This is a genomic window from Algorimicrobium algoritergicola (assembly GCF_008086165.1).
In the GTDB taxonomy this organism is placed as follows: Bacteria; Bacteroidota; Bacteroidia; order Flavobacteriales; family Flavobacteriaceae; genus Algorimicrobium; species Algorimicrobium algoritergicola.
Map to the genome: position 1 here is coordinate 347,085 of NZ_VSKL01000002.1, position 20,974 is coordinate 368,058.

19 protein-coding genes are annotated in these 20,974 nt (G+C 33.0%); 6 read left to right on the forward strand and 13 right to left on the reverse strand.

Annotation, left to right across the window (positions count from 1 at the left end; translation table 11 throughout):
• Nucleotides 1–142: 142 nt before the first annotated feature.
• Complete coding sequence (locus ES675_RS07590) at nucleotides 143–859, reverse strand: hypothetical protein (protein ID WP_148367349.1); 717 nt, start codon at nucleotides 857–859, stop codon at nucleotides 143–145.
• 165 nt (nucleotides 860–1,024) lie between these two features.
• Between ES675_RS07590 and ES675_RS07595 the strand changes: the two genes are divergently transcribed.
• The gene (locus tag ES675_RS07595; RefSeq protein ID WP_066247707.1) at nucleotides 1,025–2,119 is read left to right on the forward strand and encodes a DUF3667 domain-containing protein; all 1,095 of its coding nucleotides are present in this window, start codon (nucleotides 1,025–1,027) and stop codon (nucleotides 2,117–2,119) included.
• Here ES675_RS07595 and uvrA read toward each other — a convergent pair.
• Nucleotides 2,116–4,902: an excinuclease ABC subunit UvrA gene (uvrA, locus tag ES675_RS07600; RefSeq protein ID WP_066247709.1), complete on the reverse strand. Its 2,787-nt coding sequence runs from the start codon at nucleotides 4,900–4,902 to the stop codon at nucleotides 2,116–2,118. The genes ES675_RS07595 and uvrA overlap by 4 nt on opposite strands.
• Before the next feature lie 237 nt (nucleotides 4,903–5,139).
• Between uvrA and ES675_RS07605 the strand changes: the two genes are divergently transcribed.
• Nucleotides 5,140–5,724, forward strand: coding sequence for an RNA polymerase sigma factor (locus ES675_RS07605; protein ID WP_066248099.1), 585 nt, complete (start codon nucleotides 5,140–5,142; stop codon nucleotides 5,722–5,724).
• A gap of 284 nt (nucleotides 5,725–6,008) precedes the next feature.
• On the opposite strand, the gene ES675_RS07610 is transcribed toward ES675_RS07605, so the two are convergent.
• Entirely contained in the window at nucleotides 6,009–6,668 is a 660-nt protein-coding gene (locus tag ES675_RS07610; protein ID WP_066247711.1) for an endonuclease III domain-containing protein, read from the reverse strand.
• A gap of 41 nt (nucleotides 6,669–6,709) precedes the next feature.
• On the opposite strand from ES675_RS07610, the gene bcp reads away from it, so the two are divergent.
• A complete protein-coding gene (bcp, locus tag ES675_RS07615; RefSeq protein ID WP_066247713.1) occupies nucleotides 6,710–7,162 on the forward strand; it encodes a thioredoxin-dependent thiol peroxidase in 453 nt (150 codons plus the stop codon).
• 51 nt (nucleotides 7,163–7,213) lie between these two features.
• Here bcp and ES675_RS07620 read toward each other — a convergent pair whose 3' ends face one another.
• The 3 genes from ES675_RS07620 to ES675_RS07630 all read right to left on the reverse strand — a co-directional run bounded on the left by ES675_RS07620 (nucleotide 7,214) and on the right by ES675_RS07630 (nucleotide 9,874).
• A complete protein-coding gene (locus ES675_RS07620; RefSeq protein WP_066247715.1) occupies nucleotides 7,214–7,477 on the reverse strand; it encodes a hypothetical protein in 264 nt (87 codons plus the stop codon).
• Nucleotides 7,478–7,861: 384 nt separating this feature from the next.
• Entirely contained in the window at nucleotides 7,862–8,401 is a 540-nt protein-coding gene (locus ES675_RS07625; protein ID WP_148367350.1) for a thioredoxin family protein, read from the reverse strand.
• Nucleotides 8,402–8,413: 12 nt separating this feature from the next.
• Nucleotides 8,414–9,874, reverse strand: a complete 1,461-nt coding sequence (locus ES675_RS07630; RefSeq protein WP_066247719.1) for a nicotinate-nucleotide adenylyltransferase — start codon at nucleotides 9,872–9,874, stop codon at nucleotides 8,414–8,416.
• A gap of 91 nt (nucleotides 9,875–9,965) precedes the next feature.
• Here ES675_RS07630 and ES675_RS07635 point away from each other — a divergent pair, with 91 nt between their 5' ends.
• Nucleotides 9,966–10,727 (forward strand): MBL fold metallo-hydrolase, encoded by a 762-nt coding sequence (locus tag ES675_RS07635; protein ID WP_066247721.1) that lies wholly within the window; start codon nucleotides 9,966–9,968, stop codon nucleotides 10,725–10,727.
• Entirely contained in the window at nucleotides 10,727–11,242 is a 516-nt protein-coding gene (locus ES675_RS07640; RefSeq protein ID WP_066247722.1) for a hydrolase, read from the forward strand. The genes ES675_RS07635 and ES675_RS07640 overlap by 1 nt, the downstream gene beginning before the upstream one ends.
• On the opposite strand, the gene ES675_RS07645 is transcribed toward ES675_RS07640, so the two are convergent.
• The 5 genes from ES675_RS07645 to ES675_RS07665 form a co-directional block, all read right to left on the reverse strand.
• Nucleotides 11,225–11,866: an alpha/beta hydrolase gene (locus tag ES675_RS07645; RefSeq protein WP_066247724.1), complete on the reverse strand. Its 642-nt coding sequence runs from the start codon at nucleotides 11,864–11,866 to the stop codon at nucleotides 11,225–11,227. The genes ES675_RS07640 and ES675_RS07645 overlap by 18 nt on opposite strands.
• A 13-nt stretch (nucleotides 11,867–11,879) precedes the next feature.
• Nucleotides 11,880–12,206, reverse strand: coding sequence for a DUF4870 domain-containing protein (locus ES675_RS07650; protein WP_066247726.1), 327 nt, complete (start codon nucleotides 12,204–12,206; stop codon nucleotides 11,880–11,882).
• Nucleotides 12,206–13,459, reverse strand: a complete 1,254-nt coding sequence (locus ES675_RS07655) for a dihydroorotase (protein ID WP_066247728.1) — start codon at nucleotides 13,457–13,459, stop codon at nucleotides 12,206–12,208. Before ES675_RS07655 ends, ES675_RS07650 begins: the two co-directional genes overlap by 1 nt.
• Nucleotides 13,456–15,381, reverse strand: coding sequence for a vWA domain-containing protein (locus ES675_RS07660; protein ID WP_066247729.1), 1,926 nt, complete (start codon nucleotides 15,379–15,381; stop codon nucleotides 13,456–13,458). The genes ES675_RS07655 and ES675_RS07660 overlap by 4 nt, the downstream gene beginning before the upstream one ends.
• Before the next feature lie 71 nt (nucleotides 15,382–15,452).
• Nucleotides 15,453–16,460: a glycosyltransferase family 2 protein gene (locus tag ES675_RS07665; protein WP_066248102.1), complete on the reverse strand. Its 1,008-nt coding sequence runs from the start codon at nucleotides 16,458–16,460 to the stop codon at nucleotides 15,453–15,455.
• Nucleotides 16,461–16,562: 102 nt separating this feature from the next.
• Here ES675_RS07665 and ES675_RS07670 point away from each other — a divergent pair, with 102 nt between their 5' ends.
• A complete protein-coding gene (locus ES675_RS07670) occupies nucleotides 16,563–18,455 on the forward strand; it encodes a M61 family metallopeptidase (RefSeq protein ID WP_066247731.1) in 1,893 nt (630 codons plus the stop codon).
• Between the two features lie 80 nt (nucleotides 18,456–18,535).
• On the opposite strand, the gene ES675_RS07675 is transcribed toward ES675_RS07670, so the two are convergent.
• Together ES675_RS07675 and ES675_RS07680 are read right to left on the reverse strand one after the other, a co-directional pair.
• Nucleotides 18,536–20,020, reverse strand: coding sequence for a S10 family peptidase (locus tag ES675_RS07675; protein ID WP_066247734.1), 1,485 nt, complete (start codon nucleotides 20,018–20,020; stop codon nucleotides 18,536–18,538).
• 45 nt (nucleotides 20,021–20,065) lie between these two features.
• A complete protein-coding gene (locus tag ES675_RS07680) occupies nucleotides 20,066–20,842 on the reverse strand; it encodes a TIGR02757 family protein (RefSeq protein ID WP_148367352.1) in 777 nt (258 codons plus the stop codon).
• Nucleotides 20,843–20,974: the final 132 nt, after the last annotated feature.

Consider the following 20,974-nt stretch of genomic DNA (forward strand, 5'->3'; position numbering starts at 1 on the left):
TTATTAGAGCCATAAAATTGAGAAACTGTTATTGAATTATTTGTTATTATTATAAACTCAACAACCTAACAAAAACTAAAATCCCAAATAATCATTTTCAGATTACTTGGGATTTTTCACTAACTAACTAACTAACTAAAACTTATCTTTTACGCTTTATTGGTTGCGCTTTGATTTTAGGGTCATCTGATTTACCCTTTTTATAGTAATAGAAATCTTCTGAATTATAATCATTATTATTATAATCAGAATGTGTATTTATAGAACCATGACTTGTAGTACAGCTATAAATACCACAAACGTGACACATATTACTAAATGGACTCACAAAACCATATTGGCTAATAATTTCGCCCCAACTGTTATAATTAATATGTAATCCACCAACTTGTTTTAACAAGCCATTTCGATTATAGTTCATATATATAGATCCAGCACGTTTAATTTTCCCGTTTCGGTCGTAATTAATAAATACATTCCCAATCCGTCTTACTTGTCCGTTGGCATCATGAGTTATAATGACACCTCGATTTCTTGGAGCTGCATAACGTACGCCTTTAGTGGCTGCAGGAGCGCCAAAGGTGACATTTACAGAACCACGTCTTGTTTGTGTTGAGCTTCTGTAGTAATAATTACTTTCAAAGTGACTTGCTTGTGGACTCGCATTTGTATTAAAGTCAAAACTACCATTTGGAAAAATCATGAATTCAATACCACGTTCCATAAAAATAATTGGCTGCGCATAGCTATTGTTCAAAATTGTTAAATCATCAGCTGTAGATACAGACCGATTTTCGTTTGCTGTTACAGTTGTTAATCCTATTAACAAAGCTGTAAATAAAAGTACTTGTTTTTTCATCTTATTAGGATTTTGATTATGCCTACTCATGAGCTTTTCGGCTTTCGCTATGTTCAAAGTAGTATCCAATTGTCGTGCCAAAAACATAAGTCATTGATATGTAGATTTTTATTGTTTCTAAAATGTGATTTCTTTTTTATAGTTTTATAACTTCAATAAAATTGTATGGCTCATAATAATCATATTTGTAAGAATTGCGAATCGTTATTCAATGAAAACTTTGAATTTTGTCCGCATTGTGGTCAAAAACGAAATGATGATTTGACGCTGAAAGTTTTGTTTTATAATACGATTAGCAACTATTTTTCTTTTGATGCACGTTTCTTTAAAAGCTTTTTACCACTTCTATTAAAACCAGGTTATCTAGCGAAGCAATTTGTTTTAGGAAAACGCTTGTTGTACTTGCATCCAGCTCAAATGTATTTGTTTATTGCCATTGTGTTTTTCTTTTTGAATTCCTTTAAAGTAACTAATTGGACGGAAAAATTAGATGCTAATTTGACTAAAGGCTTTGAAAAAGATGTGATATATGATAGCACTACAGGCGATTCCATTAAAGATGCCATGAATTTAGAAAAAAGGCTAACAAAACTAAAACTTGATTCTGTTGATAGAGTTGAAGTTAGAAAGGCATTAAAAAATAATCAGTTTATAACAGGGATGACAGATAAGGAAATAGATTCTATCGTTCAAGACAAGGATTTTAGGGCTGTTGAATTTTCGTTAGGACCCATTGAAAAAACACTAGATTCTTTAATTGCATTGGATGCTCCAGAGGAAGTTATTTACAAAGAAATGGGACGTCCCGATGATGCAGGAACCATTAAAACTAGAATATATAAGCAAGGATTGAAGTTCTATAAATTAAAAAAAGCTGGTGGATTATTTCAAACGTTTTTTGACACCATTCCTATTGCCATGTTCTTTGTATTACCAATTTTCGCATTAATCTTATTCTTGTTCTATAGAAAGAGTGGAAGTTATACGCATCATTTAATATTTAGCTTTTACTATTTCTCCTACCTATTTACAGTATTTAGCTTAATTATTATTGTTAATTTCATGGTCGATATTCCAGATTGGATTGACTGGATTATAATTTTATCGACTTTCATCTACTTGGTTTTGGCTATGAAACGATTTTATAATCAGAGTATGGTTAAAAGTTTCTTTAAAGCATGTTTTACTACTATACTATTCTCACCTGTTGTGGTGATTACAGGTGTTGTTGTGCTAGTTTTTGCTTTTATGTTTTATTAAAGTTTCTCTTTTAGGTAGTGTCCAGTGATAGATTTCTTGTTTTTAACAAGTTCTTCAGGAGTACCTTCTGCAATGAGTTGTCCACCACGTTCACCGCCTTCTGGACCTAAATCGATAATATAGTCAGCACATTTTATCAATTCCAAATTGTGTTCAATAACAATAATAGAATGTCCTTTTTCAATCAACGCATAAAAGGATTTTAGTAGTTTTTGAATATCATGAAAGTGCAAACCGGTTGTTGGTTCATCAAAAATGAATAAAGCTTGATCACTTTTGCTACCTTTTCCTAAAAATGTAGCTAGTTTAATACGCTGTGCTTCACCACCAGAAAGGGTAGAGGAGCTTTGCCCTAATGTTACATAACCCAAACCAACATCTTGTAAAGGTTGTAGTTTAGTTTGAATTTTTTTCTGTTCGGTCTTCGTGAAAAAATCAATGGCATCATCAATGGTTAAGTTTAAAATATCGTCAATAGATTTGCCTTCAAATTGAACTTCTAATACTTCTTTCTTAAAGCGTTTTCCGTTACAGGTTTCACAGGTTAAATGCACATCTGCCATAAATTGCATTTCAATAGTCACTTCACCTTCACCTTTACAAGTTTCACAACGCCCACCATCTACATTAAAACTAAAATGCTTGGGTTGGTAATTCCGTATTTTACTTAATTTCTGACTCGCAAAAAGCGCGCGAATATCATCATAAGCCTTGATATAGGTTACTGGATTGGAACGTGATGATCTTCCTATAGGATTTTGATCTACAAATTCAATATGTTTAACATTGCTAAAATTTCCTTTTAATTCCGAAAATTGCCCTGGTTTATCACCAAAGTCCGTTATTTTCTTTTGTAAAGCAGGATAAACAATTTTTTTAATCAGTGTACTTTTTCCACTTCCAGAAACGCCTGTTACAACGGTTAGCATACCAAGCGGGAGTGTGACATCTATGTTTTTTAAATTGTTTTCTTTGGCGCCAATAATTTCAACCGCATATTTAGACGTGCGTCTTTTTTCAGGAACTTTAATTTCCAAATCACCATTTAAATATTGCGCCGTTAGAGAAGAAGATTTTAAAATATCTTGAAACGTTCCAGTAGCAACCACATGACCACCAAATGTGCCAGCTTCAGGACCAATATCTATAATTTCATCTGCAGCTTGCATGATATCTTCATCATGTTCTACTACAATTACGGTATTACCTAAATCGCGTAAAGCTTTTAAAACATCAATTAGACGTTCGGTATCTTTTGGGTGTAAACCAATACTCGGCTCATCTAAAATGTACATGGAACCAACCAAACTACTTCCTAAACTGGTCGCTAAATTAATACGCTGACTTTCACCACCAGAAAGCGTGTTCGATTTTCTATTGAGGGTTAAATAACTTAAACCCACATTATCCAAAAAGCTTAATCGGTTGTTTATTTCTTTTAATAAACGCTTTGCTATTTGAGTATCGTGCGCATTTAACTTTAGGTTTTTAAAGAATTCAGCTAACGTGTCCAAAGGCATGTCTACCAGATCCGTAATGGTGGCATTGCTAATTTTTACAAAATCTGCTTCCGGACGTAAACGTTTTCCTTTACAGGTTTTACACTTTGTTTTTCCACGATATCTAGAAAGCATAACGCGATTCTGAATTTTATATGCTTTGGATTCTAATTCGGCAAAAAAGCTATTTAAGCCTTCAAAATATTGATTACCATCCCAAACTAATTGTTTTTGGGCTGGCGTTAAATCATAATAAGGTTTATGTATCGGGAAATTGAATTTATGCGAATTATTAACTAGCTGATCTTTATACCAACTCATACTATCACCACGCCATGCAAATACAGCGCTATCATAGATGGATAATCCCGTATTTGGAATTACTAAATCTTCATCAATACCAATTACATCACCATAACCTTCACAGGTTGGACAAGCACCATATGGATTATTGAAACTAAATAAATGGACATTTGGTTCTAAAAAATCAATGCCATCTAATTCAAATTTATTACTGAAATGTTCTTGCTTATTTGTGGAAAGTGATTCAATATAACAATTACCTTTTCCTTCAAAAAAGGCCGTTTCAATAGCATCTGCTAATCGGTTATAAAAATCTTCTTCGTCTTTGGTAATAACACGATCTACAACCAAATAGATGTTTTCCGGCTTTTCTTTTATATCAAAAGCCTCATCAATTCGCACCACAGAGTCATTCACTTTAATTCTAGCGTAACCTTGTTGATTAAGTACTTTTAATTTATCAGCTAATTTTCTATCTTTTTCTAAAAAAACAGGAGCGAGGAGGAGGAGTTTTTCACCTTCAGGAAATGCTTTAATATGTTTTAAAACATCAGCAACGGTATCTTTTTTAACCTCTTTATCAGATTTAGGCGAATAGGTTTTACCAATTCTAGCAAACAGTAATTTTAAATAATCATAAATTTCAGTTGATGTTCCAACTGTAGACCGTGGATTGGTAGAGTTCACTTTCTGCTCGATGGCAATAGCTGGCGCAATACCTTTTATGTAATCTACTTTAGGTTTATTTAAACGACCTAAAAACTGTCTGGCGTAACTGGATAAGCTTTCTACATAACGCCTTTGCCCTTCGGCATAAAGGGTATCAAAAGCTAAACTTGATTTTCCGGATCCTGATAATCCTGTAATTACCACCAATTTATTCCGAGGAATAACAACATCAATATTTTTTAAATTGTGCAATTTAGCACCTTTAATGATGATGTTTTCTTTAGGATTGACTTCGGAAATATTAGTATTCATAAGCTATTGGCAGAATTAATTGTGCAAAGATACTACAACAAAATACCATTAAAAAATAGAATGTATTGCAAATTATTTTAGGGAAATATGAAAATAAGTTTGTTTTTTTAAAAGATATGTTGTTATATTTGGATTCTATAAACCTAAAAATCACAAGAGTAGCCTATACGTTTAACATTACTTTATAATATCTTTTTAACCCCAAACCAGATTTATTCTGGTATAAAAGTAATGATTATGCAAAACAATCTTATCACGGATGCTACCTTGGTTACCAGTTACATACAAGGAAATGAGCAAGCCATTGAGGTCTTAATCAATAGGCATAAACAACGTATTTTCAGTTTCATTTATTCTAAAGTTTATGATCGGGATATTGCCGATGATATTTTTCAAGATACCTTCATTAAGGTTATTAAAACCTTAAAAATGGGTAAATACAATGAAGAAGGAAAGTTTTTACCTTGGGTTATGCGTATTTCTCATAATTTGGTAATAGACCATTTCCGAAAAAACAACCGTATGCCTAAATTTAGTAATACGGGCGACTTTAATATTTTTTCTGTTTTAAGTGATAGTACGCTGGATGCTGAAAGAAGTTTAATTAAAGAACAAGTTGAACATGATGTGCGTCGTGTGATTGAAGAATTACCTGAAGATCAAAAAGAAGTGTTAATGATGCGTATGTATAATGACATGAGTTTTAAAGAAATATCAGAAAAAACAGGTGTTAGCATCAATACAGCTTTAGGAAGAATGCGTTATGCATTAATTAATATGAGAAAGATAATAGATAAACATAATATAGTTTTAACTAATTGATACAATATAATTTAACTTGTTGCGTTAAGTAAAGTATAAACCAAAATATTTGAATTTTAATGGCAAAACTTTACTCTCAAAAGAAACCCCAAAATCAAGTTAATTTAAACCCAAAAGAGGAAACTGTAAAATTTCTTCTTGATTATTCGAAGGCTTTAAGTGTTATAAATTGTAATAAGATGAAGTTTGAAGCGCTTCTCAACTAAACTTTGAAAAAGTCCTGATTAGTCTCAGGACTTTTTTTTTTTCATTCCTGCAAATGCAGGAATCTCTTTTTTCTATATTTATTTTTTGTTTCTAGAATAATAATCATTCAACACCGTTTTTCTACCAACTGTCTTCGTAATAATATCTTTTTCCATATCCCAACCTCGAGCAGGCGAATATTCTCTACCATACCAAATAACCTGCAAATGCAAATCATTCCAAAGTTCTTCAGGAAATAAGCGTTTGGCATCTTTCTCTGTTTGGACCACATTCTTTCCATTGGTAAATCCCCAACGATACATGAGTCTATGAATATGTGTATCCACTGGAAAAGCTGGAATACCAAAAGCTTGCGATAATACCACAGCAGCCGTTTTATGACCAACAGCAGGAAGTTCCTCAAGATCTTCATACGTTCTTGGAACTTCACCATTATGTTTATCAATTAAAATGTGTGATAAGCCATGAATCCCTTTGCTTTTCATAGGCGATAAGCCGACAGGCTTGATAATTTCTCTGATTTCTTCAACCGATAGTTTTATCATATCATACGGATTATCTGCTTTAGCAAAAAGTAGTGGTGTAATTTTATTAACCCGAACATCGGTGCTTTGGGCCGACATTAAAACGGCAATCAGCAAGGTATATGGATCTTTATGATCTAAAGGCACTGGAATAGTTGGATACAGTTCCTTTAACGTTTTTATAACGAATTCTACCTTTTCTTGTTTGGTCATAAATTGTATTTTTACAGAAATTGATTTTAAACAAAGATACTATGACAAATTTAAAACCAGGAGATAAAGCACCTAATTTTACAGCAAAAGACCAAGATGGAAATAGCATTTCTTTAAGCGATTATAAAGGAAAGAAACTCGTGTTGTTTTTCTATCCAAAAGCCAGCACGCCAGGTTGTACAGCGGAAGCTTGTAATTTAAGTGATAATTACGGCCGTTTTCAAAAAGCAGGTTATGATATTTTAGGCGTTAGTGCAGATAGCGAAAAAAGACAAAGTACTTTTAAAAATAAATACGATTTTAAATTTCCATTATTAGCCGATGAAGATAAAACGGTTATTGAAGCTTATGGCATTTGGGGACCGAAAAAATTTATGGGTAAGGAGTATGACGGTATTCACAGAACCACTTTTGTTATTGATGAAAATGGACTAATTGAGGAGGTTATTACCAAAGTAAAAACGAAAGCACATACGGATCAGATTTTGGGTTAAAAAGTAAAAAGCGACCTGATTCGGTCGCTTTTTACTCCAACCAAATATAGTCTAGGGCAAATACATAAAATACAATATAATACTTGCCACAATAGCAATTCCTAATACTGCTATTCTTTGAGCTGAAATCTTATTTACCTTATTCTTATATAAAAAAAATAAAGAAATAAATGCTATTGCATTGACCAAAATCAATACATATATATCTTGTTCTGACGTAAAGATATCCAGTTGTTTAGTTAAGATATAACCCAAAATTACTAATATAATTGGAACAAATCTTAAAACTTTTATTGAAAATATTTTCTCTTTCATATTTTACAGTATTAAGAATTTAATAAAAAAAAGCAAGCGCTTGCATAAGATTAATCTTTACGTTAAAACATAATTTTGAATACTGTAAATAAACAAAATATGCCTTAACATTTCCAATTTAGAAAAAAAAAATAGAAATAAACAAGTGTTTTTAATGAAATATGTGTCGTTCATCGAAAAGCCAAAAAACCGTTACGGTTTTCGCGTAAAATGACTCAGCTTGAGTGCTTTGACAAAATATCTGACTTTAATTTTGGTGGTTTTTGGTCATATTTGTCCATATTTACTATGAAATCTATGTTCAAAAAAGAAAGCGCCCCAATTGGGGCGCTTTCTTAATTGTTTAAGCATTAATTTTTGTTCTCAATAGTAAACTAAAACGGACTAATCCGCATAAATATGCTGATAGTCATTAGTTGTAAGAATAATAAGTAAGTCTTCTTCTAAAGTCCGAATAGACATTTCAACAATACGATTCAGTTCTTCACCGTTTTTATAAATAATAAAAGTAGGAACGTGACTTACTTGATACGTATCTTCAATTTTGGAAGGTGATAGTTTATCAGCATCTAAAGCATAGTAATTAATGGCGTTTTCAGATATATGTAGTTCATCCAATATTCTAGCAAATCGCGGAACATCACGTTGACTATCGCTACACCAAGTTCCCATAATTATTTTAAAGCTTAAATTTTTCGTTGGAATATCCTTTAGCGTTTCTATAGTTTGGCTATCTAATTGATAATTTTCGAAATTATCAGAAAACCAAAGGTTAAACACGGAATTACTAACTAATTCTTGTCTTGAAATTTCTCCGACTAAATCTTTTGGAGTTGTTTCAGATTCAGATGACATATCTTGCGCTTTACACGTAAAAAAAAGACCGAAACAGAAAAACAGAGTTACTATTAATTTTTGGTTCATATAAATGGATTTCTATATATCATCTGGGTGAATCATTTCCTCTGTTTCACAACCAAACAGGCTTTTTTCTTTAATTAATTTCGAAACACCTTCTGGTAGCATGGTTTCCCAACCTTCTTCACCATCTGATATTTTTTTAAGGACATTTCTAGAAAAAACAGTTAGTATAGAACTATCATAATCTGTAATATCAACCACCTTACCGTTATACTTGAAAAACTTATAAAGTTCTTTCATACGTGGATGTACTTTCAAGTTTTCGCTGGTTGTTAGTTCGCCATTTTCATCTTGCATAGGATAGAGGTAAACGCGTAAATCTTTGAAAAACAGTTTTCCAAATGCTTCTAAAATACCACCACTTAAATGACGGTAATATTTCTCGTCAAAAATATCAACCAAGTTATTGACGCCCATGGCTAATCCCATCCGGCTCTTGGTGTATTGTGAAAAATATTCTACTAATTTATAATATTCCTGGAAATTGGAAATTAAAACTGTGTGTCCTAATGAACATAGTAATTTGGCACGATCCATAAAATCTTGCTCATCAATTTCACCTTCTGCACGTAAATTGGACAAAGTGATTTCAAAAACCACTTGCGTTTTATCGGGATCTACTTTATTTTCTTTTAAAAACATGGCATGAGACTTCTCAAACATGTCAATATTTACTTTTGTAACAGGTCTGAAGCTGCCACGCAATGCTAAAATATTCTTCTTATAAAGTACACGTGCTGGTAATACATTATTTCCATCTGGAGCAAACATAACGGCATCCGTCATGCCATTTTTAACTAATTGCAAACTCATTAATCGGTTATCAACATCCTTAAAAGCAGGCCCTGAAAAGTTAATGGTATCAATTTCTAATTGATCTTTATCTAAATGATCGTATAAATAACGCAACAATTTTTTAGGTTCATTGTGTTTATAAAATGCGCCATAAATTAAATTGGTGCCTAAAATACCTAGTGTTTCCTGCTGTAAACGCGCATCGTTTTCTTTAAAGCGTAAATGCAATGAAATTTCATTATACTCATGCTCATCGGCATCAATTTGATAACGAATACCTACCCAACCATGACCTTTATATTTTTTAGCAAAGTCAATTGTAGCAACCGTATTAGCATAAGAAAAGAATAATTTATTAGGGTGTTTATCTCGTGGCAAACGCTTTTCCATTAAATCAATTTCATGGTATAACATTTTTAATAAACGCGCTTCGGTAACATAACGCCCATCTGCTTCAATACCATAAATGGCATCACTAAAATCCTTATCATAAGCAGACATGGCTTTAGCAATCGTTCCAGAAGCTCCACCAGCTCTAAAAAACTGACGAACCGTTTCTTGACCAGCACCAATTTCAGCAAATGTTCCGTAAATATTCTCATTCAAATTTATACGGAGTGCTTTCGTGTTTAATGATGGTATTTCATCAAACTCTTTATCACCTTTTAAGCTAATTTCCATTGCAAATTTCAATTATTAATAGGAGACAAAGGTATTAAAACGGGTGGTCAAACAAAAAATTAACCCTATTTTTGTTTCAAAATAAATACGATTGAAAATTACATTTTTAGGCACTGGTACATCTCAAGGAATTCCTGTTATTGGAAGTGCAAATCCAGTCTGTTTAAGTCCTAACCCGAAAGATAAACGCTTACGTGTTTCTGTTCTTGTAGAATGGGATAATTTCACGTATGTCATTGATTGTGGGCCGGATTTTAGACAGCAAATGTTGCGCTCCAAATGTACAAAAATTGACGCTGTAATATTTACACACGAACATGCGGATCATACAGCAGGATTGGATGATATTAGACCGTATTTTTTTAAACAAGGTGCTATTCCAATTTATGCTCATAAACGTGTTTTAGGCGAATTAACGCGACGGTTTGATTATATTTTTACAACCGAAAATAAATATCCAGGTGCACCAAGCGTGGTACAACACGAAGTGAAAAACGAAGCATTTCCTTTAGGGAATATACAGGTTGTTCCTATTAACGCCATGCATTATAATATTCAAGTGTTTGGATATCGTTTTCGGAATTTCGCCTATTTAACGGATATTAAAGCAATTGAAGATGCTGAATTACAGAAATTAAAAGGTTTAGATGTTTTGGTGATTAATGCTTTGCGTGAAACCGAACATCCATCGCATTTAAATTTAGAACAGGCATTGGAAATTATAGCGTATTTAAAACCCAAGCGAGCTTATTTAACGCATATTAGTCATTTATTAGGTTTTCATGACGCCGTACAACAAACCTTGCCAGAAAACGTTTTTTTAGCTTACGATAACTTACAAATCACTATATAATGAAGACCAAAATTTTTATGTATCTGTTTATATTCACCTTACTAATAGTGGTGTTTCAATATGTAAACTCCAAGCGGATTCTAGATTCTTATGAAGGCATCATAGATAAAAAAGTAGCACATTATGAACGCGATGTTCAAAAGTATAGTGATACCATTTCAGGGTTACGTGATCATGTTTTAAACTTATCTGAATTTTCTGTGATGAATACAGAATCTGCTTTAAGTTATTTTGAAGATAGAGGTTACCGTGTTAGTGAGTTGATTCCGTTTATAAAAGATGAATTATACGAACTTAATTTAGTAAAAGGTGAAGAGCACCCTTTAATTCCTTATCCAGCACTAAATGGTGGTAAAATGATGATTGACCAAATACGCGTTTTAAATCATAAATGGATTATAGCCAATTTTACCGATGGAAAATATTGGGGCGAATTATTAATCACCTATGATTTGTCTGAAGATGAACAACTAACGTTTAAAGTTGAGGAAGCCTTCTTATATCCTTTCAATTAACCACTTTTTAAAATCGTAAAAATTTTGAGGTGCTACACCATGACCAACTGGAAATTCAGCATATTGGTTTTTAATATTCAAACTGTTTAAAAATTTAGGTGCTTGTCTGGCCCAATCTACCGGTATTACTTGATCAGCGCTACCATGTGAGCAGTAAAAATCTAGATTAGAGTAATCTTTTTCTTGGGGGTTTTCTGGAATAATATTTGGGTTAATATATCCGCTTAAAGCAATCACATTTTTTACCTTTTCGGGATAGGTTAATGCAACCGCATAACTTAAAATGGTTCCTTGACTAAAGCCCAATAAATTCACGCTGTCTTTATTAACAGGATAGGTTTCACACGCATAATCGATAAATACAGATATTTGATCACGAGATTCTTTTGCTTGTTCATCATCGCTCCATTTTCCTTTCTCGGCATCAAAGTTTATAGCATACCAAGCATTTCCATAGGGTTGCATGGCTTGAGGCGCACGAAGGGAAATAATAAATAATTCTTCAGGAAGTTCAGAAGCAAATGAAAACAAATCGTTTTCATCACTGCCATAACCATGACATAGAATTAATAAAGGTGCATTTTCTTTTAACGATGACGGTCTTGTGATATAGTGTAAATTCAATGTGACTTTTTTTTTAATTAATATTTCTAAACCATTCCTGAAATTTTTCACCAATAACGGGAATGGGTTTCATTTCAGACTTAATGGCGTAAACCAATCCAAACAGCCAACTAACAAAAGTTATGGCCCAAAAAATGGTTCCTAACCAAGAACTTAAGTATTCCTCGGTAATGTTAGAAACTAATAACATAATTACAAGTCCTAACATTTGCCTAATATGAAATGATGTGAAGGGATTCTTTTTATCAATATTCAGGACGATAGCTATTATTAACCCTACGAACGTAAAATAAGCTACAATAGCCATGGTTCTGCCTTCTTGTATCGTTTGATCTGTCATTATTTTATAATCATTTTATTATTAGAAATTACGCCGTAAACCAGTCCTTTTAATTCTGTATTTTCAAAAATGGCGTTTTTAGAAGTGGACGTGATATTTGTTTTATGAAATGTGTATGTTTCATCAGGATTAAACAAACTTATATTTGCTTTTTCTCCAATTGAAATGGAACTTGGCTCTATTCCAAATCGTTCTTTTCCATTGGTTAAAAGTGCAATTGTTTTCTTAATAGTGAATAGTGTTTGTAGTGCGCCAAAAGCAGATTCTAATCCAATTGTGCCATATTTGGCATGATCAAATTCTATTTTTTTATGCTCGATATCTATCGGGTTATGGTCGGAAGTTACCATATCAATAGTACCATCTTTTAAACCTTCTATTAATTCATTAACATCTGATTGTGTTCTAATTGGAGGTAATACCTTAAAGTTCGTGTTGAATGTTTCAAGTGCATCATCGGTAAAATATAAGTTATGAATGGCAACACTACAAGTGACATCTAATTTCTTCTTTTTAGCGTCGCGAATTAATTCAACCGATTTGGCCGTTGAAATGGTTGGAACATGTAATTTGCCTCCTGTATATTCTAACAAAAATAAGTCTCTTGCTATTTGTAATTCTTCGGCTAAAGCTGGATTTCCATTTAATCCTAAACGTGTACTTGAAACATGTTCATTCATAACACCTGAACGAGAAATACGAGATTCCTGCGGAAAGGACATAATTAAACCATCAAAATTACTGGCATATTGTAGCGCAATTTTCATCAGGTTTGGATTCTCAATCGGTTTCTGATAATCATAGAAAGCAACAGCTCCAGCCTGACTCATATCAAACAATTCGGCCATGTTTTCCCCTAAAGCACCTTTGGTTAATGTACCAATAGGATAGAGGGAAACGGCATGGTTTTGCGCTTTGGCTTTTACCAATGAAATATCAGCAAAACTATCAATTACAGGATTGCTATTTGGATTTAATGCAACTGCTGTAAATCCAGAAAATGCGGCTGTTTTAAGTCCATTAGTAATGGTTTCGCGTTCTTCATAACCTGGTTCACCAAAGCTCACGCTACTATCAAACCATCCTTGTGAGACATGGAGGTTATCTAACTTAATTTCTTTGTAATCGTTTGTGTTTTTAATAGTTGAAGCTATTTGAGAAATAGTTCCTTTTTCAATTAAAATATCGACCGTTTGATTATGAAAATCGCTTTTAGAATCAATTATTGTGGCAGATTTTATGAGTACGTTCATTTAAAATATTTTAAGATGAGCATTTCAATAATTATAAAAGCTAATGCAAAAATAATAAACCATTTCCATAAGGCATTGATTTTCGTATCACTTTTTATAGTTTCAAAAATATCACTAACAGAATTACTAATATTAACGTTCTTTAATAGACTTAAATCCTGATAGTTTAAATCGCTTTCGTGTCTGTTATAATTAAAACTGACATTGGTAATCGTGGTTGTTTTATTTTTTATGCTGTAAACACCTGCAGTTTCTGGTAAATCAGTGGTGGTAATTGTCACTTTATCATTAAAATACTGCTGCATAGGAATCATATTTCCGTTTTCATTTTCTAATGATAATACACCATCCTGTTCCAAATTAACCGGAACATCAAAACTATTTTCAATACCAATTGTATAGTAGAGTTGGGCTTTCTGTAAACTTTGTCGTGCTAAATTGTAGAAAGTGGGTACAATTAAATCATATTCACTAAAATTAGAATTGACTGTATTTAAAGCTGCTGTAAAAAGGGCTAATTGATTATTGGTAACTAAAAATGGTTTTCCATCTTCAAAAGATAATACATTGGAGCCTGATGCCGATTGTGCAGGAAAAAAGGTGTTTACTTTCGGATATTGAAAATTAGATTCCTGTTTTTCAAATACATTTTTATAAATAGGATGCGAATAATTGATCTGGGTAACACGTTTTTCGGTAGTTACAGCATCTTGTAATTGCATACCAAATAAGCCTAAAAGGGCATTATAATTGGCTATTTCCGAGGTTGAATTTGGAATAATAACCACATATCCACCTTGTTTCATAAAGGCAGTTAATGAGTTTGCCAAAGACCCAGGAATTGTTCCTAATTCGTTTAAAACAATGAGTTGCTGCTTTTCAATAGCACTATAATTTAATTGATTCAGACTTGTGGTAGTTAACTGAAATTCATCGGAAGCAAATAAGCGCTCTAAATAATTGCTTGAAGTGGCTTCTTGAATCGTTAACACGTTAATTGCAGAAGGCTCATCAATATTAAAATACAGTGTATTATCAAATTGCAAGCTGGTATCATCAATAACAATTTGGCCATTTGTGATGCTTTTTTCTGTTAGCGTAAACTCGGCAACCGCATTATCTGTTAGATTGGTTGTTGTTTTAGCTAATAATTTTTCGCCATCAAATAAGGAAATAGGTACATTTCGAGACGAGCTTTCATTAGACTTTAAAAAGACTTGAAGCGTTGTATTACTAGCAGTTGTATTCTTAATACTTAAACTATCAATCGCAATATTTTGCGTGTTTACGGGCTTTAATTGAACAGGATGAATATTATAAAGTGAATCCAATTGGACGCTAAATGCCTTGTCTTGTTCTTGAAAATCTGAAATAAACACCAAGTTCCGATTCAAATTAGTTGTATTGCTAAATAATTTGGAGCTTTTTAATATAGCGGCATCATATGGTAGTTGATTTGGAGCATATTCCATTTGCAATAAATCGTTCTGAATACTTTTAAGCGTCGTGTTTTTATATACTTCCGTATTTGTGACTAAAGATATTGGTTCGTTTGGATCTAAATTCTCAATTAATTCCTGAACGGCACGTTTTAAAAGCTCACCATTTTCACCTTTGGCTTGCATACTAAAACTATTATCTAAATAAATAACGGTTTCTGGTGTCGTGTTGAAGGTATTATTTTTAGAGGTGAAAGGCTGCGCGAATGCAACAATAACACACGCCAATAGTAACATACGTGTCAGTAAGGTTACCCATTTTTTTATTTGAGAACTTTTACGTGTTTGGAGCGTTACTTTTTTGAGGAAAGCTACGTTGGTAAAGGATTCTTTTTGAAATTTACGCAATTGAAATAAATGAACAATAATAGGAATGAGAAGCAAAAATAAAGCGTAAAGTATTTCTGGATGTTTAAACTGCATTCCTTGGTTTGTTTCCTACAAAAATAGTGTTTACAACGAAATAGAAAACCTTTTAACAACAAATTAAAGGATTAGCAATAAAAGAAATAATCTGAAGCCGGTTTTAACGCTAATTCCTCCAACTGCTTTTTAATGTTTTTTTGTTCTATTTTATTGGCAACCGTTATTAAACAGTGTGGATTTACCAATGTTTTAAGGTGATTTGTGTGGTGCAAAGTCACATTGTATATCTCTTTTCCTATTTTTTTAGGATTATCGCAAATCCAATAAAACGGAATATTTTGCTCTTGTAATAATCGAGCAACCGTTTTACCTTTTTTTCCGGCGCCCCAAATTACCAATGGTCTAGATGCCTGGTAATCTAGTTCTATAAAGTAGTTAACTTTCAATTCTAAAAAATTGTTCTGCGCATAGTTTTCATGTGTTCTCGATGTTCTACTGCTGTAATCTCGCCATAAATGAATGGTTTCAGAACATGGAATACATTTTAAACTGTATTTGTAAAAGCGAAATGCTAAATCATAATCTTCCGGATAGGTGTTAGGATTAAATGCATCACAAGCTATAAAATCGGCGCGATGAACCATCCAGCAAGGCGATGGAATGACGCACTCCTTATAAATCTCTTTAAAATTGGTCCCCGATTCTGTTAAATGGTTCAGCCAGATTTCATACTTGGCAAAACCATCACTTATACCATCTTCTCGGAAATATTTTACCTGTCCAACGGCTACATGTCCTTGGCCATATTCCATTAAATTGGCATGCAAAACTTCAAGTTTATTAGGAGTCATGATATCATCACTATCCATTCGCGTAATAAAATCACCTGAAGTTTTAGAAAAAGCAAATTGCAAAGCTTGAATAATACTAGAACCTGGATTTTTATAAAGTTTTATACGTTTATCGTGATTAGCAAATTGCTCTACAATACTGAAACTGTTATCGGTTGATGCATCATCAATAATCACTAACTCCCAATTGGTATATGTTTGATTTAAAATAGACTGCAAACAGTCGGGAAGAAATTTTTCCGTGTTTTTAAATGGTGTTACAATACTAATTAAGGATTTGGACATATTGCGAATATAGTTAAACTTCATTTTAACAAAAAGTTATAGCAAAAATGTGTAACACATTGTACATTTGGGCGTCAAGTAAAAAAACTTAATTTTTTAATAATGAAAAAAACTCTAGCCATTATTGGTTTTTCTGCATTGCTTGTAGCTTGTGGATCTTCAACCAAAACAAGTAGTGACGATTTAGCCACTAGCAATCCAATTGAAACCGTAATAGATATCACTAAAGTTTCTGATGATAAAGTGCCTGTAACCATTAATCCAGGACGTTTTACTGTTGAAACAGTTACATATAGACTTCCAAAAGTTGTTCAAGGAACCTATTCTGTTAGTGATTTTGGAAAGTATATTGATACCTTTCTAGCGTTTGATTATAACGGAAATCCTATGCCTGCAAATAAGGTAGATACTAATTCTTGGACCATTGCTAATGCTTCACAATTAGATTACATTACCTATTATGTAAATGATACATTTGACCAAGAAGTGGTTGGCGGTATTGGTGGTGATGTGCCATTTTCTCCTGCAGGAACAAATATTGAGCCTAATAACTATGTGTTAAATTTACATGGATTTATTGGTTATTTTGATTCGCTTAAAAACAACCAATATAAATTGGATGTCATTGCTCCAGCTGATTTTGTTAGAACTTCAGCTTTACAAATGTCAGAATCTAATACAAGTGCTGATGGTACAGCTATGACATCATCTTATTTTGCGCCTCGTTATTTTGATATTACTGATAATCCAATGATGTATGGAAAGTTAGATGTAGAAGAATTTGAAGTAGGTGGAATTAAAATTGTTTTGAGTGTATATTCACCAAACAAAAAGCACAGTGCTAAATCCATGAAAGATGCCATGCAGACTATGATGGAAGGGCAAAAAACATATTTAGGTGATGTGGATAGTACACCTCGTTATGATATTTATGTGTATTTATCAGATGGCGAAGCAGATTCACCAAAAGGTTTTGGCGCTTTAGAACACCATACATCTACAGTTGTTGTGATGCCAGAATCTATGCCACAAAGTGCATTGGATAAAAGTATGATTGATATTGTATCTCATGAGTTTTTTCATATTGTAACGCCTTTAAGCGTGCATTCTGATGATGTTCATTATTTCGATTATAACAATCCAACATTTTCGAAGCATTTATGGATGTATGAAGGTGTAACAGAATACTTTGCAACACTGTTTCAATTAAATCAAGGTTTAGTTCCTGAAGATGAGTTTTACAAGAAAATTATGGATAAAATTGGTGCTGCAAAAGGCATGAATGATGCTATGAGTTTTACGGTAATGAGTGAAAACGTATTAGATGAGCCATATGCAAGTCAGTATTATAACGTATATCAAAAAGGTGCTTTAATTGGTATGTGTTTGGATATTTTAATTCGTGAAGGAAGCGATGGTAATCGTGGAATATTATCACTTATGAAAGAATTATCAATGAAATACGGTAAAAACAAACCATTTGATGATGATAAAATTATGGATGAAATCGTTGCTATGACATACCCAACTTTACGTACCTTTTTTGACGATCACGTGATTGGTGATGTTCCAATTGATTATAATGTATTTTTTGAAAAAGTAGGTATTGAAATTGGCGAAGGTCAAGTTAAAACAAACTACATTCAAGGAAATGGGGCTTTAATTGTTACAGCAAATCAAGGCGAAGGGACTATCTTTTTTACAGATAATGTTTTAGGAAATAGCTTTTGGAAAGAACAAGGTGCTATGCCAAAGGATGTGATTAAATCTATTGATGGAACTCCAGTTTCGTTACAAAATGCGAACAAGGTTTTCCAAGATGTATTTTCTTGGGAAGAAGGACAAGAAGTTAATGTGGTTTTAAGTCGTGATGGAAAAGATGTTGCTATTAAAACAGCTTTAACTCCAGCGTATACTACAGGAAATAGTTTACACAATAAAGCAGATGCTACAGCAGCGCAAAAAGAATTGCGAAATGCGTGGTTGAAAGGGTAAACTGAATATTTAAAAATATAAAAAAACACCTGATGATTCGCTTCATCAGGTGTTTTTTGTTTTAAGAAATTTGGTAAAATCTAGTATTTAGCAGATTTACCATTCGGTAATGAGTTTTTAATAAAGTCACGAATATCATCATTAGACGATTTTAAATCTTCTTTACGTAAATACATCATGTGTCCACTTCTGTAAGCCTTAAATGTAAAACGATCTTTCATAGTGCCAGAAGGATCCAATTGTCCAACTGTATATTTAGCAGCAAAATAGGTTGTAGCACCATCATAATAACCAGATTGCACCAATACCTTTAAATACGGGTTTTGAGCCATAGCCTGGCGTAAACGATCTCTAGTATTATCATTTTGCCTATCCCAAGGATGCACATCACCAAACATATTATATTTTACGTCTGTTTTGAAATCTAAATGTTCGCGCAAATAATAATTAATTGCTGGCGTAAAGGAATGCAACCAAGACGATAATTCCGCATTATAGTCTGGTGAATTTCCAGCAGCCATTTTATCAATGCCTAAATAGCGTGAATCTAATCTTCCAATAGTATAACCACGATCGCGTAATAATTCTTTCCAGAAAAAACTAGTCGGAATATTTAAATTATGATCTAAAATCGATGATTGACTTAAACCTGAATACAAGCTCATTTTTTCAGCTACGGCATTTCGTTCTGCTTCAGAAATAAATCCACCTTTTGCAATGGCTGGCATGAGTTTATCTATAGCATAAGCTTCAACTTCTGGTAATATTTCAGATAAATCTTTTTGTTGAAGGGCAGGAGCCAACGCTTTTTGATGCCATGCAGCAGCTGTAAAGTATGGTAAATTTAAAGCGGAATAAATGGGTTGATCGGTAGAGTAGATTTTATAATCGGCTGGAGATACCAAAATAACACCATTTAAATACATCCATTGGTTGTTTTGTAATTCTTCAGCTAAACCCATAACTCGAGGTCCACCATAACTCTCACCTATTAAATATTTAGGAGATTCCCAACGATTATGTCGCGTAACAAATGTATTTATCCATTCGGCTAAATAACTAATGTCGGCGTTAATGCCGAAAAAGTTTTTCCGGTCTGGTAATTTCCCATCTTTATCTTCTACCATTCGTGAATAACCTGTATTTACTGGATTTACAAAAACAATATCGGCCACATCTAAAATAGAGTATGGGTTAGTTTTTACGCCATAAGGCTGAACAGGATAACCTTCATCATCAATTTTCAAAATTTGTGGTCCGGTATAAGCTACATGCATCCAAACAGAAGCCGAACCAGGTCCACCATTAAATGAAATTACCAAAGGTCGGTTTGCTTTATCCTTCACACTACTGCGTTGGTAATACGTGTAAAATAAAGTCGCCATAGGTTCTCCATCTGAATTCCAAACGGGTTGTGTTCCTGTTGTTGCCGAATAATTCATACCAACACCATTAATAGTTGTACTATGGTTAGTAACCACCATGGTGTCTACCGGAATTTTTCTGTTTTGAGAATGAACTTGGATAAACGATAAAACACTGAAAATAAAAAGTAATTTTTTCATAAAAATGAATTGGTTTAATTGAAAATTTAAAGATACTGAATTTAGTTAGAAGCTTTCAAAAACGCCTAATCCAAAAAGGGCAAAATCATATTTCACAGGATCATTGGCATCTAGCTTTCGGAGATTGGTATCTAATTCTAACAAGGCCTTGCCATCGTTTTGTTTTCTGGTTAATAAACCTAGTTTTCTAGCTACGTTTCCAGAGTGAACATCCAACGGACAGGATAATTGTTTCGTGCTCATAGATTTCCAAATTCCAAAGTCCACACCTGTGTTTTCAGGTCGTACCATCCAACGTAAAAACATATTTATGCGTTTAGCTGCTGAATTTTTTAAAGGATCTGAAACATGTTTCTGTGTTCTAGGTAAATGCTCAATTTCAAAAAATGCTTTTTTAAAATGGTGAATGGCAGGTTGAAGACTTGAAGCCTCTGCATACTTTTCAAAAACAGCTTCTAATCCGTTGTGATTGGTATAAATATGCTGTAAACCGCTTATAAAAGTGATAAAATCTAAACCATTAAAAGTTCTATGAACAAACGGCTCCAGAGCTTTTAAATCCGATTCTTGATGATTCATGATAAACTGATACGGTTCTTGATCCAACATCTGCATCATGCGTTGCGCATTATTAATAATGCTTTTTCTATTTCCCCAAGCAATGGTTGCCGTTAAGAATGCTGAAATTTCTACATCTTCTTTTATGGAGAAGGTATGCGGTATTTTAATAGGATCCGTTTCAAGAAAATCACGTGTATTGTATTGTGCGACTTTTTCATCCAAAAACGTTTTCAGTTCTATTTTATTTAACTTTTTTGACACGTTTGAATTTTAGAGTTTTTAATATAAAATGAAAATCTAAATTACCATTTTTAGTTTGTTTGATAAAATGAAAAGACGTCGGGAAATTTTAAAGTTTAATTACGATACAATTGATTAAAGAGAAACTTATAA

Coding starts and splice junctions, on each gene's coding strand:
- ES675_RS07590 (WP_148367349.1), bottom strand. CDS start 859: ATGAAAAAACAAGTACTTTTATTTACAGCTTTGTTAATAGGATTAACA.
- ES675_RS07595 (WP_066247707.1), top strand. CDS start 1,025: ATGGCTCATAATAATCATATTTGTAAGAATTGCGAATCGTTATTCAAT.
- uvrA (WP_066247709.1), bottom strand. CDS start 4,902: ATGAATACTAATATTTCCGAAGTCAATCCTAAAGAAAACATCATCATT.
- ES675_RS07605 (WP_066248099.1), top strand. CDS start 5,140: ATGCAAAACAATCTTATCACGGATGCTACCTTGGTTACCAGTTACATA.
- ES675_RS07610 (WP_066247711.1), bottom strand. CDS start 6,668: ATGACCAAACAAGAAAAGGTAGAATTCGTTATAAAAACGTTAAAGGAA.
- bcp (WP_066247713.1), top strand. CDS start 6,710: ATGACAAATTTAAAACCAGGAGATAAAGCACCTAATTTTACAGCAAAA.
- ES675_RS07620 (WP_066247715.1), bottom strand. CDS start 7,477: ATGAAAGAGAAAATATTTTCAATAAAAGTTTTAAGATTTGTTCCAATT.
- ES675_RS07625 (WP_148367350.1), bottom strand. CDS start 8,401: ATGAACCAAAAATTAATAGTAACTCTGTTTTTCTGTTTCGGTCTTTTT.
- ES675_RS07630 (WP_066247719.1), bottom strand. CDS start 9,874: ATGGAAATTAGCTTAAAAGGTGATAAAGAGTTTGATGAAATACCATCA.
- ES675_RS07640 (WP_066247722.1), top strand. CDS start 10,727: ATGAAGACCAAAATTTTTATGTATCTGTTTATATTCACCTTACTAATA.
- ES675_RS07650 (WP_066247726.1), bottom strand. CDS start 12,206: ATGACAGATCAAACGATACAAGAAGGCAGAACCATGGCTATTGTAGCT.
- ES675_RS07655 (WP_066247728.1), bottom strand. CDS start 13,459: ATGAACGTACTCATAAAATCTGCCACAATAATTGATTCTAAAAGCGAT.
- ES675_RS07660 (WP_066247729.1), bottom strand. CDS start 15,381: ATGCAGTTTAAACATCCAGAAATACTTTACGCTTTATTTTTGCTTCTC.
- ES675_RS07665 (WP_066248102.1), bottom strand. CDS start 16,460: ATGTCCAAATCCTTAATTAGTATTGTAACACCATTTAAAAACACGGAA.
- ES675_RS07670 (WP_066247731.1), top strand. CDS start 16,563: ATGAAAAAAACTCTAGCCATTATTGGTTTTTCTGCATTGCTTGTAGCT.
- ES675_RS07675 (WP_066247734.1), bottom strand. CDS start 20,020: ATGAAAAAATTACTTTTTATTTTCAGTGTTTTATCGTTTATCCAAGTT.